The sequence below is a fragment of the Gordonia sp. DT218 genome (assembly GCF_049847105.1).
Lineage (GTDB): Bacteria > Actinomycetota > Actinomycetes > Mycobacteriales > Mycobacteriaceae > Gordonia.
The window spans coordinates 234,343-251,321 of record NZ_JBNCNS010000004.1 but is presented as its reverse complement, the minus strand read 5'-3'; the positions used below and the strand labels follow the sequence as shown (position 1 = coordinate 251,321).

The following is a 16,979-nucleotide window of genomic DNA, read 5'->3' as shown; positions in this document are numbered from 1 at the left end:
TACGGGCGCAACCACACCTCAAGTAGGGTTTCATACGTGATCGACCTCAAGATTCTTCGTGAGAACCCCGACCTCGTGCGAGCTTCGCAGCGGACGAGGGGCGAGGATCCAGGCCTGGTCGACGCCCTGCTCGACGCCGACGCCACACGACGGTCGGCCATCGTCGAGGCCGACACGCTGCGGTCCGAGCAGAAGGCGCTCGGCAAGCAGGTGGGCAAGGCGCAGGGTGACGAGAAGACCGCACTGCTGGCCAAGGGCAAGGACCTCGCCGAGCAGGTGAAGGCCGCGGTCGGCCGCCAGCATGCGGCCGACGAGGCGGCGACGGCCGCGCACCGCGCGATCTCCAATCTGGTCGAGGACGGCGCGCCGGCCGGTGGCGAGGACGACTACGTGGTGCTCGAGCATGTCGGTGAACCGCGCACGATCGACGACCCGAAGGACCACCTGGAACTCGGGGAGTCGCTGGGGCTCATCGACATGGAGCGCGGGGCCAAGGTGTCCGGATCGCGCTTCTACTTCCTGACCGGCCAAGGCGCCCTGCTCCAGCTCGGACTGCTGAACATGGCCGCGCAGAAAGCGGTGGCGAACGGGTTCACCCTGATGATCCCGCCGGTGCTGGTGCGGCCGGAGATCATGGGCGGCACCGGTTTTCTCGGAGCCCACGCCGACGAGGTCTATCACCTCGCGGACGACGACCTCTATCTGGTCGGGACATCGGAGGTGCCGATGGCCGGCTACCACTCGGACGAGATCATCGACCTCGCCGACGGACCGAAACGCTATGCGGGCTGGTCGAGTTGCTTCCGACGGGAGGCCGGCAGCTACGGCAAGGACACCCGCGGCATCATCCGGGTGCATCAGTTCGACAAGGTCGAGGGCTTCATCTACTGCAGACCCGAGGACGCCGCAGCCGAGCATCAGAAGCTGCTCGGCTGGGAGAGGGACATGCTCGCCGCCATCGACGTGCCCTACCGCGTGATCGATGTCGCCGGTGGAGATCTCGGCTCGTCGGCCGCCCGCAAGTACGACTGCGAGGCCTGGGTGCCGACCCAGAACACCTACCGGGAACTCACCTCGACGTCGAATTGCACGACGTTTCAGGCGCGGCGGCTGTCCATCCGCTACCGCGACGAGAACGGCAAACCCCAGATCGCGGCGACGCTGAACGGTACCCTCGCGACCACTCGCTGGATCGTCGCGATCCTGGAGAACCACCAGCAGCCCGATGGCTCGGTGAAGCTCCCGCCGGAGCTCGCGCGGTTCGTGGGCACCGAAGTGCTCGAGCCCAAATGATCCGGCACACGGAATAGCCGCCGTCGGATGACCACGGGCATCATCATCGCGGTGATCGGCTCCATCGCGTTTGCCGCGGCAGCAGTGCTGCAGGCGCTGGGAGCAGATCAGGTCGCGCACCGCGCGGCGATCCGGGAAGAACGCCGGAAATCATCGAAATCCCATCCGTCACTTCGGTCCACAATGCTCACGATGCTCACGGTGCCGTTCCTGATCGGGTTCGTCTTCGACATCGTCGGGTTCATCTCCACCATCCTGTCGGCCCGGCTGATCCCGTTGTTCCTGTCGCAGACCATCATCTCGGCGCGACTGGTGGCGACCGCGTTGCTGGCGATGGTCGTCCTGCACGTGTCGCTGACCATGCGGGACTGGCTCGCCGGATCGGTGGTGATCGCGTCACTGGTGCTGCTGGCGGTGTCGGCCGGTCGCGAGGGCGTCGACGACGACCGCTGGACGCACTGGGCGGTCCTGGTGGCCGGGCCGCTCGTGTTCGGCCTCGGCATCGTCGTCATGCGCAAGATACACAAGCACATCGCCGCCGCCACCGGGTTGATCGCCGGGGCGCTCTTCGGCGTCATGGCGGTGGCATCACGAATCCTCGACGGCCTCGACCCCTTCCACCCCGGCACCCTGTTCACCGACCCGGCGCTATACGGATTGTTGTTCAGCGGGATCTGCGGCTTCTACCTGTTCACCGTGGCGTTGCAGACAGGGTCGGTCAACGGTGCGGCCGCCGCCCTGGTGGTGGGACAGACGGTACTTCCCGGTCTGGTCGGCATCCTGCTGCTGGGCGATGTGACGCGCGCCGGTTGGGGCCCGGTCGCGATCGTCGCGTTCGTCGCCGCGGTCGGGGGTGGCGTCGTCCTCGCCTCCTCGGGTGCGGTCACGGCGGTCGAATCCGCCGACGTCACGAACATGCCCCGGGGCTACGGCCGTACCCAGCAGCCGGGTCTGGACCGCGCGCACAAGGGCTCCGACCCACTTTCTTGAACTCCCGTTTCCTGAGTGCCCGCTGAGCGGGAAGTGTCGTTGCCGGTCATACGTTCGACGAGCCAGGGTGATATGTCCCATTCGGCTCCTGGAGAGTGACGTATGACATACCGCCTTGTTCAGCCCGGACCATCCCGGCGCCGACGCGTCTTACGATGGCGCGCCCTGCTCACCTTGATGGCTTCGGCCGTCGTCATCCTGCTCGCGGCCGTGCCGGCCTCGGCTGCAGAGATGATGCAGGTGACGTTTGTCCGGCACGGCGAGTCCGAAGGTAATGCCTCGGGTCTGATCGACACCTCCGTCCCCGGGCCTGTCCTCACCGAGAAGGGGCAGCAACAGGCGAAGGCCGTAGCGCAGTTGCTGGGGGACAACAACTACGACGGGATCTACGCATCGTCCATGGTGCGGACGCAGCTCACCGCAGCGCCCATGTCCCAGTATCTGGGTCTGCCGATCCAGGTGCTGCCGGGGTTCCGCGAGATCGAGGCCGGGATCTACGAGGGCACTCCGGAGGCTGAGGCGGCCGATGGGTACGCCTTGTACCTGGGTGCCTGGATGGCGGGCCAGCTGGACATGCGGATCCCGGGCGCGAGCAACGGATATGAGTTCAACGACCGGGTGAACGGCGCCCTGCAGACCGTCTACGACAACGGTGACCGCAACGCGGTGGTCTTCTCCCACGGTGGGACGATCATGATCTGGACGATGATCAATGCGCAGAACCTCACCCTTGCGGACAAGATCAAGCTGTTGACGACCGCCTCGCTGGACAACACCGATTATGTTGTCGTCGAGGGAAATCCGGAGGACGGATGGGTGTTGCTGGACTGGAACGGCCAGAAGTTCGGCACTCAACCGACGCTGTCCTCACAGGTGCAGATGCAGTTCCGGACCTTGCAACGTCAACTCGGTGCCACCACCGATGACGTCGTCGCGGCCTGGGATTCGCACGACGGCACGGCCATCGCGACGGCGGCGAATCGCGGCCTCGCCGACGCCGGCTTCTCGGTCATCAAGTTCGCACGAGCGGTGAACGCCGCCGTCATCAAGGAAGTGGCCGGTTCGGCCGCGGTCCCGGCGACGACCGACTCCGAGGAGCCGGTTGTACCGGAGGACGCCACCACCGAGACCGGGACCGAGGACACCACCGAGACCGCGACCGAGGTGTCCGCGAGCGAGGTGTCCGCGAGCGAGGTGTCCGCGAGCGAGGTGTCCGCGAGCGGGGACGCGGCGACACAGGAGACCGCGACCGGGAACACCGAGGACGAGGTGCAGGCCCCGGCCGAGACCGATTACCAAGCGGAGACCGGGGGTTCGGCGTCGCCGGCGAGCGACGGTGCCGGTGCTGATGCAGATGTCACCGCATCCGACGGTGCCGACGGCACCGGCGCAGACGCGGGTGGGTCCGGCAGTGCGGAATCCACGACCGATGACAGTCATGCTGCCGATGCGGGCGTGGAGGACACGGCGGACGCGGGAGCGGCGTCAGACGATTCCGGTGGCGACGGTGCCGACGACGCAGGGAGTGCCGCGGCGTGAGCCTCCTGCCGGGCGGTACCTCCCAGCCGGGATGGCACCGCCCGGCAGGCAATCGGTCGACCAGACGGGTTGACGGCCGCTGACAGGCGATACTGATCCGATGATCATCGGGATCGTCGCCGCCGTCGTCGCTGCGCTCGGTTACGGCACGGCATCGGTACTCCAGGCCCGGGGCGCCCAGAGCGTGGCGGATCCGACGGTGGACACGGACGCATCCGGGCAGTCGCACGCTCCCAGCCTGCGGTCGACGGTGACCGCGATGCTCACCGTCTCGTTCCTGGCCGGTCTGGTCCTCGACGGCATCGGATTCATCGGGAACCTCGTCGCGGCGCGAGAAATCCCGTTGTTCCTCGCGCAGACGATCGTCAGCGCGAACCTCGTCGTGACGGCGATCCTGGCGACTGTGATCCTCCACGTCCGCCTGCGGACGCGCGACCAGATCGCCATCGCGGTCGTGATCGTCGCGCTGGTCGTGCTCGCGCTGGCCTCCGCCGACGAGGGGCATGGCCACGACGGGGCGTGGCTGCACTGGACGGTACTGATCCTCGGGCTCGCACTCATCGCCGGCGGCCAGGCGATCGTCCAGGTCCTGGGTGCACGCATCGCGGTGGTCGCCGGGTTGCTCGGCGGCGTCGTGTTCGGACTGATGGCGGTCGCGGTCCGCATCGTGCACGGGATCGAGCCGTTCGCCCTCGGTGAACTGCTCACCGATCCGGCCGCATACGCGATCGTCGTGTGTGGTGTGGGCGGTTTCTACCTGTTCACCGTCGCGTTGCAGACCGGTTCGGTCAACGGTGCCGCCGCGGCCCTCGTCGTCGGGGAGACGGTGGTGCCGGGCGCGGTGGGCATCGCGCTGCTCGGCGACACCACGCGTGCCGGGTGGGGGCCGGTGGCGGCCATCGCGTTCGTCGCGGCCGTCGCGGGTGCGGTCACCGTGGCGTCGTCACCTGCGGTTCCCCAGGGATGAAGACAGGGATGAGAGAAGACAGGGATGAGACACACGTCAGGGGTGAGACGAGGCCGTCACCGGAGCGGCGCCGAAGAGATCTCCGAGCACCGCTCCGGTGACCCCCAGACCGACATGACCTCCCGCGACGAGGGCGGGACGGCACGCCGTGGTCACCAGCGAAGCCGGCAATGTGAGAACACCGAGTTCCACATTGCGCAGAAGGTAGCACGGCAGGTCAGCGCGGGCAATTGCTGCGTCAGTGGTCTTTCGGCGTGGACCGGCCCGCGGCAAACGACAGGATGATGCCGACGAGCATCTCCACCACGGTGTCCCGCTCGGGCCGGTGTTCACTGGTCGCCCAGAGATGCCCGGCCTCGGTCAGCGCACCGATGAACGCGGCGGCCTCGTAGGTGAAGCCGAACTCCGACTCCGACAATCCGGTGAACTCGGCGGCCGCGGCGGAGAAGAATTCGGTCCATTGCCCGCGGGCCTGCACGCGGTGACTCTCGACCTGACTGCTCACGCCGCCGACCTCGACGAAGGCGATCCGCATGCGACGTGGATCCGTCGCGACCGAGTCGAAGAACGCCCCCACGGCTGCGCGGGTGCGCTCCTCGATACCGGCGTCCGCCTGGTCGACGTCGGCGAAGGCGGCCAGCACGGCGTCACGCGCCTCGCCGTGGATCATGTCGTAGGCCGCGATCAGCAGGTCTTCGCGGGTGTCGAACAGCTCATAGAACTGCCTGCGGGACAACTTGGCTGCGGCGCAGATGGCCGACACGGTACCGCGGTCGTAACCGCCGGTGCCGAAGACGTCGAGTGCGGCGGCCATGAACCTGTCCCGACGTTCGGACTGCCGTTCCTCGACCGTGCGGCCACGGTAAGAGCGTTGTGCCACTGGACTTCTCGGATTCTGCCGTCTCGGCTCGTGAGGCTCAGCCCTCGAGCCGTCGGGAGCGCAACTCGTGCCCCTTGGATGTGAGGCATCGGCCGCTCGGCAGGTCCCACTGCCAACCGTGCAGGTTGCAGGTCAGCTTCTCGCCCTCGATCACGCCGAACTTGGAGAGGTCCGCCTTCAGGTGCGGGCAGCGGCGCTGTAATTCCCAGCCGTCCTTGGTGATCGACGACGAATCGTCGTGTGCCTCGGCAAACCAGCCGTCCGCGTAGGCGATCCGCTCGTCGCTGAGGCACTTGAAGAACGTGTAGAGGTACTCGTTGTACCCGCCGATCCGCCACGTGGTGAATCGCGTGGAGAGGAAGATCGTGTTGACCCAGTCGGGTTCGTCGTCGCGGAGAACGGTCCGCACCAACTCCGGAGCGATCCGAAAACCGTAACGGTACTTGCCTTCTCCCTCTTTCGGATCACGGACGATGCGATTCGGGAAGTCGAGTACCACGGTCTGGTCGTCCATCACCAGACCGACCGGATAGCCGATGCCGTCGCAGATGAGATCGGACTGCGCCATGATCGGCTCGAAGAGGTCCCGCAGTGCCGGCAGCAGCGGCTCGCCGTCGTCGACGGCCCAGGTCGCCTTGTCGGCGGCGATGACCGGCGCGAACTTCTGCTTCATCCGCTCCAGGTAGGCCCGCTTGTTCTCGCCGAACACCTCGTGCGGCGCATAGGGATGCGAGACTTCGTTCAACGCCGGGCCGGTGAAATCGGCGACCGACCCGGACACCATCAGCAGGCCGCGGTGGCGCTCGCCGTCGTCCGTGCCGTGAATCCGCATCTGTTCCAGGAAGGTCTCCTGGTCCGGGAAGATGGACGTCTCGTCCGCACCGTCGACGCCGGAGCCGAAGTCGTTCAGACCGAACAGGTCGTCGTCGAGGAACATCGGTGGCCCGGCCGACGGGACCACCCAGCTCGCCCCGACCTGCTCGATGTAGGACCGGGCCCGGTCCATGCCCCGCTGTCGCTTCTGCGCCGCGAAGTTGGCCTTCGACTTGCGTGGGATGTCGTAGACCATCGGGTACCAGATCGCGCCCGAGTATTGCAGGAGATGGACGTCGACGTGACCGAACGACTCGTCGATCACGTCGAGGTCGATGGGACGTGCGTCGTTCATGTTGAAGCAGGTGGTCTCACCGTCGGAGACGATCAGCCCGCTGTCGCCGATCGGGCCGTCGGCCGGCGCTCGCAGTGCGATGATCATCACGTCCAGCGAACCCTTGTCGTTGGTGATGGTCGTCTTCACCGAATCCTCGGTCTCCACGAAGGTGTGGAAGCCGAGCTCCTCGAGCTCGCGGCGCAGATCGGGCACCGGATAGTCGGGCAGCAGGACGGTGGCGTCCTTGTTCACATTCTCGCGGAGATTGCGCTCGTCGAAATGGTCGCGGTGCAAGTGCGATACGTAGAGGTAGTCGCAATCGCCCAGCGACTTCCAGTCCAGTTCGGAGTTGTCCGGGAACGGCACCCATGACGCGAAATAGGCAGGGTTGACCCACGGATCACAGAGAATGGATCCGGCGGTGGTCCGGATGTGGAAACCGGCATGTCCGATGCTGGTGATCTGCAACTTCTCGCCTCCTGAGCACTCGGACCGAGCGGGGATGGTCCGAGAACAAATCGGCCTTCAGGGTAGCCCCTCGGCGATGACCTAAGCTCGACGCATGGAACCCGTCTACGACGCTGTGATCACGACCGCACGACTGTTGTGGCTGGCCGAGGGGCTGAAGTTCACGGTGTCCGGCGTCGAGAACGTGCCGAAGGACGGACCGGGGGTGGTGGCGATCAACCACACCGGGTACATGGACTTCACCTACGCGGGAATCCCGGCGTTCCTGCAGCACCGCCGCAAGGTGCGGTTCATGGCGAAAAAAGAAGTCTTCGACAGCAAGGTCTCCGGTCCGATCATGCGTGCCCTCAAGCACATCCCGGTGGACCGCGGCAGCGGGGCACAGAGCTATCGGGACGCGGTGGACTATCTGAAGCAAGGCGAGCTCGTCGGGGTGTACCCGGAGGCGACCATCAGCCGCAGCTTCGAGCTGAAGGAGTTCAAGTCCGGCGCCGCGCGGATGGCGCTGGAATCCGGAGCGCCGATCATCCCGACGGTCATCTGGGGAGCGCAGCGGGTGTGGACGAAGGGCTATCCGAAGAACCTGGGTCGCAGCGGCGTCAAGATCATGATCGGCGTCGCCGAGCCCATCGAACCGGTGGGGGACGCCGACTCGATCACCGCCGAGCTGCACAAGGTGATGGGCGAGAAGCTGCTCGAACTGCAGGATGCCTACGGCGAACACCCCGAAGGCGAGTTCTGGGTACCCGCCCGCCTGGGCGGGGCGGCGCCCACGCTCGAAGAAGCCAACCGGATGGACGCCGACGAGCAGGCCGCGAAGGCCGCCAAGCGCGCGCAACGTGACGCACCGGACGCGGAATCCTGATCGTTCGCGCCAGATAGGCTTGCCGCTATGGAACCGGTCTACCGGACGCTCGAGATCATCGCGAACGGTCTGGTTCGTGCGCAGGGGCTCGACCTGCGATTCTCGGGGCTCGAGAACATCCCGCGGACCGGGGGCGCGGTCCTGACCGTCAACCACACGGCCTACACCGACTTCATCCCGGCAGCCCTGGGGATGTACCGGGCGGGCCGCCGCACCAGGTACATGATCAAGTCCGAGGTGATGAACATCGCGATCATGCGTTTCCTGGTGAACCACACGAAGACGGTCCCGGTGGATCGCTCGATGGGGGCGGAGGCCTACCGCGCGGCGGTGTCGCGGCTGCGCGAGGGCGAGATCGTCGCCGTGTACCCGGAGGCGACCATCAGCCGGAGCTTCGAGCTGAAGGAATTCAAGACCGGCGCCGTCCGGATGGCGGTCGAGGCGCAGGTCCCCATCGTGCCGTCGATCGTGTGGGGCGCGCAGCGGCAGTGGACCAAGACGAAGACCGGCACCCGTCAGATGGGCCGCAGCCATCTCCCGGTGTCGGTGCGATACGGCGAGCCCGTGACGGTCCGGGCCGATGAAGATCCGGAAGATGCGACCGCGCGGCTCAAGGAGACGATGACCACCCTCCTGCACGAGGTGCAGGACACGTACGGACCGCACCCGGCGGACGCCTACTGGGTGCCGTCGCGACTGGGTGGTTCCGCGCCGACGCCTGAGGAGGCGCATGTGATCGAGGATGTCGAGGCCGCCGAGAAGGCAGCCGCGCGAGCAGCGAAAGCGCGTGGTGAGCGGTGACCCGAAATGATCCGGGCCCAACGGGATTCGGCCCGCCCACGCTGATCGCCACCGACGTCGACGGTACGTTGATCAACGATCAGAACCGCGTGTCCGACCGGACCATCGAGGTCGTGGGCCGGGCGGTCGACGCCGGGGTCGAATTCGTCCTCGCCACCGGTCGGCCACCACGCTGGATCGCCGAGATCACCGACCAGTTCGAGGGAACCGCCGCGCAGGTCCGCTACGCGGTGTGTGCGAACGGTGCCATCCTCTACGACGTTGCGCACGATCGGGTGATCTCCGCGGCGACACTGGATTCCGACACCCTGGAGAAGCTCGTCGAACGCGCCTATCGGCAGATCCCGGGCTGCGGAATCGCGGCCGAGCGTGCCGGACGATCGGCTCACGACGCCGCGACGCTACCGTTCGTCGCCACCGCCGGGTACCGGCACGCGTGGCTCAACCCCGACCACATCGAGGTCGGGGACGATGAGGTGTACGCCGAACCGGCGGTGAAACTTCTTGTCCGGCAGCCAGATATGCGCAGTGACGAGATGGCGGCACGGCTGCGTGACGCGATCGGCGGGCTCGCCCAGATCACCTTCTCCACCGACAACGGGCTGATCGAGTTGTCGATGCCGGACACCCACAAGGCGGCCGGGCTCCGGGATCTCGTCGGACTCGCCGATCTGCGCGACACATCGACCATCGCGTTCGGCGACATGCCCAACGACGTGGAGATGCTCACCTGGGCGCATCACGGTGTCGCGATGTCGCATGGGCACCCGGCGGCTCTCGCCGCCGCAGACGAAGTGACCCTGACGAACAACGACGAAGGCGTCGCCCGAGTCCTCGAACGCTGGTTCACCTAACCCACCCCACCCCGCAGCCGCGACGGTTTCCGTCATCCGCGACGCCCAAATGGGGGCGCGGATGCGGAGAACCGTCGCGGCTGCGGAGGGGGTTGGGTTGGGTGGGTTGTTGGGTGGGGGAGGGGGGACTAACCGGCCATGGACCGGATGGCGGTCAGTGCTGCATGGCCGAATTCGCCTGGGCAGCTGGTGTTGTTGTAGTCCCGGTGCCCGCTGATCGCCGGCAGGCTGGTGACCGCTCCGGCGGGGAACTTGCTGTCGGTGAACGGTTCCGCGGTGAGCTGGGCGCTGCCCAGCCCGTTCACGCCGGCCTTGCCGAGCCGCCAGCGGAGGAATCGCGCGACCGACGAGATCATCGCGGGGGTGGGGGCCACCTGGTCGAGATTGCCGATCATCGAGACGCCCACCGTCGCCTTGTTGAAGCCGCCGGTGTGGGTGCCCTCGACGTTGCGGTCGAGCCCGCCGAACGCTCCTTCGAAGATCTGTCCGTACTTGTCGACGAGCACGTTGTAGCCGATGTCGCACCAGTTGAGAGTGCGTGCGTGATAGGCGTAGATACCGCGCACGATCTCCGCGGACTGCTCGGGCGTGTAGTCGTTGCTGCCTGCGGTGTGGTGCACGATGGCCGCGCGCGCCGCGGGTGAATAGGCCGGCTGCGAACACCGGATCGACTCGTCGGCCCCCCATTGCGCGCGGGCGACCACCGACGGACCACCGAGCAGCGGGGTCAACAGTGAGGAGCCCAGCGACAGCAGACTCTCCGGGCTGATCAGTGTCGCCGTCATCGCCGACATCGCGGTGGTCAGCAGCTTCTCGACCACGGCACTCGCGGTGCCGATGCCCCACTCGACGAGCCCACCGCCGGGCGCTTCCGCAGCGGGGATGGCGACCCCGGAGTCGGTCACCGCCACCTGGACCTCGCGGGCGTCGCCCACCCAGACGGGTTCGGTACCGGCCGGGTGCTCGGGTGATGGTGCGGCGGCGGTCTCGACGGGCTCGAGCTTCGTCCAGTCTCCCCAGGTTCCGTCGGAGTGCTTGGCGCGCAACAGCATCGATGCATCAACTGCTCGATCCCAGGTGAACGCAACCATCTTCAGGGGTTTGTCACCGGCGATGTGCTTGACGGCCGCACCGACCGGCCGATCGTCGGTGGCCGGGATCGCGAGTCCCGGATCGGGCTCTGGAAGTCGGATTCCGGCTGCGGCGAGCCCCGATTCGGCGATGTCGAGAACCGCCGACGGTACGTCGACCAGGCCGAGCTCGTCGATGGTGGTCGTCGGGAGGTCGCGGTGGCGGTCGGTCGGGCGCGGGTCAGATCCGGCGATGACGACGGCGAACGGACTCGCGACGATCGCCGCAGCCACGGAGGCGAGCACGATCGAGGGTCTGGGACGGGATCTGCTGAGACGGGGGCGACGCATGGTTCGCCATCGTGTCGGCGCGCGCATGCACCGTCCACGCCGCGCGCCGAGTCTGTGAAACTCGTGATGCGGTTGTTATCTCCTGGGGTTGATGATCCATCGGACAATTCACTAGGGTCACAACAGTCACACCAGTAACACGCGCTCCACGCACGTACGAAGCACTCCACGCCGCACGGAAGGACTTCCGAGACGTTGGTCAGAGCACGCCCTCGGCACGCCCGGACCCGATCGCTGTCCTTTGCTGCGATCGGGCTGGCGCCTGTGTTGATCGCGGGGGGTCTGCTGCTCGTCAACGAGGCGAAGAGGTCGACGGACGACATCGCGCTCACGGCCGGATCGCAGATCACCCTGATCGGGCACGGTCTCGGTCACGGACGCGGGATGGGGCAGTGGGGTGCGTTCGGCTACGCCCGTAAAGGCTGGTCGGCACAACAGATTTTGCGCCACTATTACGGCGGCACCACCGCGGGGAAGGTGGACAGGCCCGAGATCTCGGTCATCCTGACCGGTAAGAACTCGGTGAATGTGCACGCGGACGCCGGGATGCGAGTCAGTGGCCAAATGGTGGCTCCCGGGCAGGCGGTCAGCCTGTCCGGGAACACTGCCACCATCACCACCGGCTGCGGTGGTGGACCTGTTCGGACGGTCACCGCGCCGTCGGTGGAGCCGATCAACATGGGGCCGAGCCGGCCGGGCAACGAATTCCTCAAGATGTGCGGATCGAATCAGGCGTATCGCGGTGCGCTCGGATTCGACGGCGGGCGGGTCGTCAACCGTCTCCACATCGACGACTACGTCAAAGGCGTGATCCCGAAGGAGAGTTCGCCGGGATGGGCCGACGCCGGTGGTGCCGAGGCACTCAAGGCGCAGGCCGTGGCCGCGCGCACCTATGCGTTGGCCGCCATCGCCGGGGGCAAGAAGATCGACGACACCCAGAACTCCCAGGTCTACGGCGCCGTCGCGAGCGAGGACCCGCGCACCAACCGGGCCGCCGATGCGACCGCCGGACAGATCCTGCTCCAGGGCGGACAACCGGCCTTCACCGAATTCTCATCGTCGACCGGCGGATACACGGCAGGCGGACGATTCCCCGCGGTGCGTGACGACGGCGACTCCGCGTCGCCGAACCGCAACTGGACGGCGACGGTGAACGCCGGCAGCGTCGGCGCCGCCTTCGGCGTGGGTGCGCTGCGCAGCCTCGATGTCGTCGAGGCGAACGGTCTCGGACCGGAGAACGGCCGCGCGATCAAGGTCCGCGCCGTCGGCTCGGGAGGCACCCGAGAGGTCTCGGGCGAAGAAGCGCGCACGATGCTCAAACTCAAGTCGGCGTGGTTCGCCGTGCAGGGACAGGTGGCGAAACCCAAGATCGTCAAACCGCCGACCGGGCCCGACGGTCCGGGCGGCGGTTCGCTCGACCTCGGCAGCCTCAGCTCGCTGCCCGACAAACTGATTCCGGGTTCGTCGCAGCTGCTCTCCATCGGGACCAGCGCGCTCGACGGCAAGTTCGACGATCTCGGCGGCGTCACCGGCCCGCTCGGTCAGGTGATCGGCGTACCGAACCTCACCCCCGACGGCGCAGGCGTCATCCAGCTCTTCCAGCGCGGGCTGATGTTGTTCAGCGAGCAGACGGGTGCACACGCACTGGTCGGCAAGGGACTCGCCGATTATCTGGTCCGCGGCGGTCAGCCCGTGGTCGGGTTCCCGCGTTCCGACGTGCTGCGCTGACCGTCACCCCGACTATTCGGGACCCGACTCGACGATCCGGGTCGCCACCTCGACGAGTTTGATGTTGCCGTCCTGCGACAGGCGCGACAACAGCCGGAAGGCCTCGTCGGCGTTGATCCGGTAGCGCTCCATGATCATCCCCTTGGCCTGGCCGATGATGTCGCGCGAGCTGAGCGCCGCCCGGAGCTGCTCCTTCTCCCGGACCGCGGAGAACGCGGTGGCACAGTGCGCGGCGAACAGCTCGCCGACCGAGATGGAATCCGGGTCGAATGCGTGCGTTGCGGTGCTGATCAGGTTGAGTGCACCGAAGTCGCGGCCGTCGATGTAGAGGCAGAGGCAGGCCATCGACCTGATGCCGAGTGCGGATGCCGCGGGGGCGAATCGCGGCCACCGCTGCTCGTCGCGCATGTCGTCGATGATGATCGTGACGTCGTCGACCGCGGACCGCACGCACGGTCCTTCGTTGAGCTCACGCTGGACGGCGTCGGATTTGCCCGCGAGATCACCGACGATCACGGGCGTCTCGATGTGCCCATCCGTCACCAGGGTGACGCTGGCGTACTCGGCGCCGGGTACCGAACCGACCGCCGTCTTCGAGATCCCGCGCAGCACCGATTCGGTGTCGGTGCTCTCCATCCGTAGTTCCCGGACGATCTCGGCCATCCGGACGGTGTTTTCGGAATTCATGCCGGCTCCTCGGCGCCATTCCCGGTTCGGCCGGGTAGTGAAATTGACTCGGTCAGCCTACGAGATCCTCGCGCTGGGCGACTGATCCTCGTGACTCTCGTCCGAACAGGTCGAGGCAGAGATCCGCGTCGCGATAGCCCGCGGAATGGATGAGATCCGAGTCGAGCAGACGATCGTGGACCTCGTCCCCGGTCTGCGGGTACTCGGAAACCGTATGACGCCAGTGTACGGCGACGATCTCGCCATCCGGGGAGAGTGAACGGGGCAGCCGGTCGATGAGATCGTCGAGCGCAGCCGGCGTGAGGTAGTACAGGATCTCGCTGAGAACGATCAGGTCGAACTCGCCGTCGGGCCAGTCGCTGACGAAGTCGCCCGTGACGACCTCCACATGGTCGCTGTGCCGGGCCAGGCGCCGCCTCGCGAGTTCGGTCGCCCGGGGGCTGAGATCCATGCAGATGAGGCGATCCGCACACAGGGCGAGTTCGGCACTGAGCACGCCGATGGAACAGCCCGGCTCGAAGGCGAGCCGGTATCGTTCCGACGAGAGCGACGCCAGGGTGAGGGCGTACTTGCGACGTTCATACCAGCGCTCGGTGAAGCCCCACGGATCGTCGCCGGCGGCATACATGTCATGGAAGTATTTGTCGGACAGCGGTGGTGAGGTCGGCGGTGGTGAGGTCGGCGGTGGTGCCGACGAGGCTGGTTGGCCGGTCATACGATCACGAACTCCCAGGCGCGGGTGAGGTGCGCCAGGACATGCGGCGGGAGGATGGCGGCATCGGCCGGGTCGGGCGACAGTGGTCTGATCTGGCTGTCGAAGGAGCGGATGGCGGCATGTTTCACGGCGAGCACCTCGGGCTCGAGGCGATGGACGCGTACGCGGTCCCATGGCACCGACGAGTCGCCGGGCGCGGCCCAATGCCACATCCAGATCGGATACATCCACAGCGGCAGACCTCGCCGCCGGGCGACCTCGATCGCGCAGCGGCCGACCGCGTCGTGATCGGGATGGCCGTCGTGCGACCACACCGACACCAGACCGGTCGGGACGTCGGGCACTTCGTCGAGGACGGCGTCGAGGATGCCCGCCATCGTGTGCGCCTGCTCGGTGAGCCCGCCGTCGCGCAGTCCGAACCAGCGGGGGGTCGGGAGGCCGAGCAGCGCGGTGGCGGTCGCCAGCTCGACATGGCGACGGGTCGCCAGCTGTTCCGGGGTGAGGGTCCGCGAGCCGGGATGGGAGCCGCTGCCGTCGGACATGCAGACGACCACGACCTCGACACCCGCGAGCGCAGCGGAGGCCATGATCCCGCCCGCGCCGAGCACCTCGTCGTCGGGGTGCGCGCCGAGGACCACCAGTCGCTCGACGCCGAATTCCAGGGCAGGCCACGGTGTGCGGTCCTGCAGCCAGCGCTGCCAGTGGTCCTCCGGGGTGCCGTCCGCATGCACCGGGGTCACCGCCAATCCCCCGGCCGCGCCGGGTGCGGGCCCGATCGAGTTCATCGCAGGATCTCCGTCGGGATCGCGTGCGGGATGACCGTCGAGCGGCCGTCGCTGTTCCCGGGCACCATTGCTGTCGGTGGCCGGTCGTCGGAGACGTGCCGCTCCACCGCGAGCCTGCCGAGCTCTACCAGGTCTCGATCGGCGTGCGACTGCCGGATGTAGACCGTGAGGTCTGCGACCGCCCGCGAATGTTCGCGATCGTGGACGAGCGGTCCGGGACCGAGGGCGCGATTGACCCGATCGATGACGGCGGTGGCGATCTGTTCGGTGCCCCAGCGCACCTGATGGGCGGTCAGATGCGCCGCCGCCGCATCGTTCGGCGCGGCGTCGATGGTGATCGCCGCCTGCTCGAGTGCCGACCGCCCGCCGGCCAGCATCGCGTCCACCGCACCGAGGTGCATCAGAGTGAGTTCGTCCGCGCGGTGCTCACCGTCCCGCCGTTCCGCCCGCTGGTAGAGAGCCCCCGCGACCTTGCGGGCTCCGCCGAGCCAGCAGGCTGCGACACCGATGCCGCCGTGCCAGAAGCCGGGCCTGCTCAGATACTGGCCGGGTTCGCCGATCGGGCGTGCGATCGCCCGGTCGAAGCGGGCGGTACCTGTTTCGGTGGCCCGCATCCCGGCGGCGGCCCAGCCCCCGCGTTCGGCGCAGACTCCCGGTTGGCGCAGGTCGATGGCGAACAGCCGACGCTGCGAGCCGTGATCCGCAGTCACGAGGGCGTGGGTGCAGGTGGCGACGCCCGAACACCAGGGCTTCGCGCCGGACAGCTGCCAGTTCCCGGAGCAGTACTCGGCGGCGACCCACGGTTCGGGCGGTTCGGCCGCCCAGACGCCCCACATCTCGTCGGGTCCGACGCGTTCACCGACGATCTCCGCGAGAATCGCATCGGCGTCGAGGTGGGCTTCCACGAGTCGTCCCACCGAGATGTCGCGATGACAGAAGTCGGCGAGAGTGCGCAGCCGGACCGCGGTGTCGCCGTGGCCGGGCAACGGGACGTCGAGCGCCCCTTCGTTGACGATGCGATAGGCCAGTGCGGGAGCGTCGACGATCACGGTGACACCTTTCTCGTATGCGGGTCCTGGCGGCCCAGGGCCTCGAGTCTTTGCAGGTAGGTGGCGAATCCGGCGTCGGTGCGGCCGTCGGCCCGGGTGGACGTGATCACCGGCGCGCGTCCGCTCCGGTCGATCCGGGCGCCCGCGGCCCGCAGGCGCCGGACGAGATCGACGTCCTCGTCGCCGCTGCGTGCGGCAAAGCCGCCGACCCTGCGGTACCAGTCGGCGCGGACACCGAGGTTGGCGCCGTGGACGTGGACGTGCCCCTCGCCGGGCAGGTAGCGGGCGCCGAACATGACCGAGGTGTGCGTCGACCAGCTGTCCCAGTTCTTGGGGGTGATCGTCCCGACGAAGGCGTCGGCCCCGCGATTCGCGACGTCGAGGTGGGTTTCCAGCCAGTCGGGTGGCACCTCGGAATCGGCGTCGGTGGTGGCGAACCAGGTCCGATCGGCGAGTGGCAGGTCGAGGTGGGGCGCGAATCCGCTCTGGCGCGCCGCCCCCACCGACCGAGCCGTGCCGATGACGGTCGTCACATGCTCGGGGACCAGCCGGGCGGAACCGTCGGTGCAGGCGTCGAGGACGACGACGAGCTCGACCGGGACAGCGACCCGGCCGACGGCGTCGTCGAGGGCAGCAATACAGGCCGACAGCAGCCGTTCCTCGTTGTGCACGGGGACCACCACCACGACGCGGTCGATCGCAGGTCGATCGGGAGGAGGAACGAGAGGAACGAGCACGAGCAGCCCCTGAACTCAACGGTGGATGTCCAGGCCCGATGGCTGCAGGC

Annotated in this window: 16 protein-coding genes; 8 read left to right on the top strand and 8 right to left on the bottom strand. The window is 67.6% G+C overall.

The window, feature by feature from the left end; genetic code table 11:
* Positions 1-36 precede the first annotated feature (36 nt).
* From serS to ACPXCG_RS16465, 4 genes are all read left to right on the top strand, one after another.
* Positions 37-1,293: a serine--tRNA ligase gene (gene serS / locus ACPXCG_RS16480; RefSeq protein ID WP_425793051.1), complete on the top strand. Its 1,257-nt coding sequence runs from the start codon at positions 37-39 to the stop codon at positions 1,291-1,293.
* Positions 1,294-1,320: 27 nt separating this feature from the next.
* Entirely contained in the window at positions 1,321-2,283 is a 963-nt protein-coding gene (locus ACPXCG_RS16475; protein WP_425793050.1) for an EamA/RhaT family transporter, read from the top strand.
* A 177-nt stretch (positions 2,284-2,460) separates the two neighbouring features.
* Positions 2,461-3,822 carry a histidine phosphatase family protein gene (locus ACPXCG_RS16470; protein ID WP_425793049.1) on the top strand — a complete coding sequence of 454 codons (1,362 nt, stop codon included), beginning with the start codon at positions 2,461-2,463 and terminating at the stop codon, positions 3,820-3,822.
* Between the two features lie 100 nt (positions 3,823-3,922).
* Positions 3,923-4,789: a hypothetical protein gene (locus ACPXCG_RS16465; RefSeq protein ID WP_425793048.1), complete on the top strand. Its 867-nt coding sequence runs from the start codon at positions 3,923-3,925 to the stop codon at positions 4,787-4,789.
* A 238-nt stretch (positions 4,790-5,027) separates the two neighbouring features.
* Here ACPXCG_RS16465 and ACPXCG_RS16460 read toward each other — a convergent pair whose 3' ends face one another.
* Both ACPXCG_RS16460 and ACPXCG_RS16455 read right to left on the bottom strand, forming a co-directional pair.
* Positions 5,028-5,603 carry a TetR/AcrR family transcriptional regulator gene (locus ACPXCG_RS16460; protein WP_425793047.1) on the bottom strand — a complete coding sequence of 192 codons (576 nt, stop codon included), beginning with the start codon at positions 5,601-5,603 and terminating at the stop codon, positions 5,028-5,030.
* Positions 5,604-5,706: 103 nt separating this feature from the next.
* A complete protein-coding gene (locus ACPXCG_RS16455) occupies positions 5,707-7,287 on the bottom strand; it encodes a Rieske 2Fe-2S domain-containing protein (protein WP_425793046.1) in 1,581 nt (526 codons plus the stop codon).
* A 94-nt stretch (positions 7,288-7,381) separates the two neighbouring features.
* Between ACPXCG_RS16455 and ACPXCG_RS16450 the strand changes: the two genes are divergently transcribed.
* The 3 genes from ACPXCG_RS16450 to ACPXCG_RS16440 are packed head-to-tail and all read left to right on the top strand — an operon-like array spanning position 7,382 to position 9,807.
* Entirely contained in the window at positions 7,382-8,152 is a 771-nt protein-coding gene (locus ACPXCG_RS16450) for a lysophospholipid acyltransferase family protein (RefSeq protein WP_425793045.1), read from the top strand.
* Between the two features lie 27 nt (positions 8,153-8,179).
* Complete coding sequence (locus ACPXCG_RS16445) at positions 8,180-8,953, top strand: lysophospholipid acyltransferase family protein (protein ID WP_425793044.1); 774 nt, start codon at positions 8,180-8,182, stop codon at positions 8,951-8,953.
* Entirely contained in the window at positions 8,950-9,807 is an 858-nt protein-coding gene (locus tag ACPXCG_RS16440) for an HAD family hydrolase (protein ID WP_425793043.1), read from the top strand. Before ACPXCG_RS16445 ends, ACPXCG_RS16440 begins: the two co-directional genes overlap by 4 nt.
* 128 nt (positions 9,808-9,935) lie before the next feature.
* On the opposite strand, the gene ACPXCG_RS16435 is transcribed toward ACPXCG_RS16440, so the two are convergent.
* Complete coding sequence (locus ACPXCG_RS16435; RefSeq protein WP_425793042.1) at positions 9,936-11,183, bottom strand: peptidoglycan recognition protein family protein; 1,248 nt, start codon at positions 11,181-11,183, stop codon at positions 9,936-9,938.
* Positions 11,184-11,462: 279 nt separating this feature from the next.
* Between ACPXCG_RS16435 and ACPXCG_RS16430 the strand changes: the two genes are divergently transcribed.
* Positions 11,463-12,956 (top strand): SpoIID/LytB domain-containing protein, encoded by a 1,494-nt coding sequence (locus ACPXCG_RS16430; RefSeq protein WP_425793469.1) that lies wholly within the window; start codon positions 11,463-11,465, stop codon positions 12,954-12,956.
* A 12-nt stretch (positions 12,957-12,968) separates the two neighbouring features.
* Here ACPXCG_RS16430 and ACPXCG_RS16425 read toward each other — a convergent pair whose 3' ends face one another.
* The 5 genes from ACPXCG_RS16425 to ACPXCG_RS16405 form a co-directional block, all read right to left on the bottom strand.
* The gene (locus ACPXCG_RS16425; RefSeq protein WP_425793041.1) at positions 12,969-13,643 is read right to left on the bottom strand and encodes a GAF and ANTAR domain-containing protein; all 675 of its coding nucleotides are present in this window, start codon (positions 13,641-13,643) and stop codon (positions 12,969-12,971) included.
* A gap of 52 nt (positions 13,644-13,695) precedes the next feature.
* Positions 13,696-14,271 carry a class I SAM-dependent methyltransferase gene (locus ACPXCG_RS16420; protein WP_425793468.1) on the bottom strand — a complete coding sequence of 192 codons (576 nt, stop codon included), beginning with the start codon at positions 14,269-14,271 and terminating at the stop codon, positions 13,696-13,698.
* Between the two features lie 83 nt (positions 14,272-14,354).
* On the bottom strand, positions 14,355-15,143 hold the full coding sequence (locus ACPXCG_RS16415) for a PIG-L deacetylase family protein (protein WP_425793040.1): 789 nt from the start codon (positions 15,141-15,143) through the stop codon (positions 14,355-14,357).
* On the bottom strand, positions 15,140-16,192 hold the full coding sequence (locus ACPXCG_RS16410) for an acyl-CoA dehydrogenase (RefSeq protein ID WP_425793039.1): 1,053 nt from the start codon (positions 16,190-16,192) through the stop codon (positions 15,140-15,142). The genes ACPXCG_RS16415 and ACPXCG_RS16410 overlap by 4 nt, the downstream gene beginning before the upstream one ends.
* Positions 16,189-16,863: a glycosyltransferase gene (locus ACPXCG_RS16405; protein WP_425793038.1), complete on the bottom strand. Its 675-nt coding sequence runs from the start codon at positions 16,861-16,863 to the stop codon at positions 16,189-16,191. Before ACPXCG_RS16405 ends, ACPXCG_RS16410 begins: the two co-directional genes overlap by 4 nt.
* Positions 16,864-16,979: the final 116 nt, after the last annotated feature.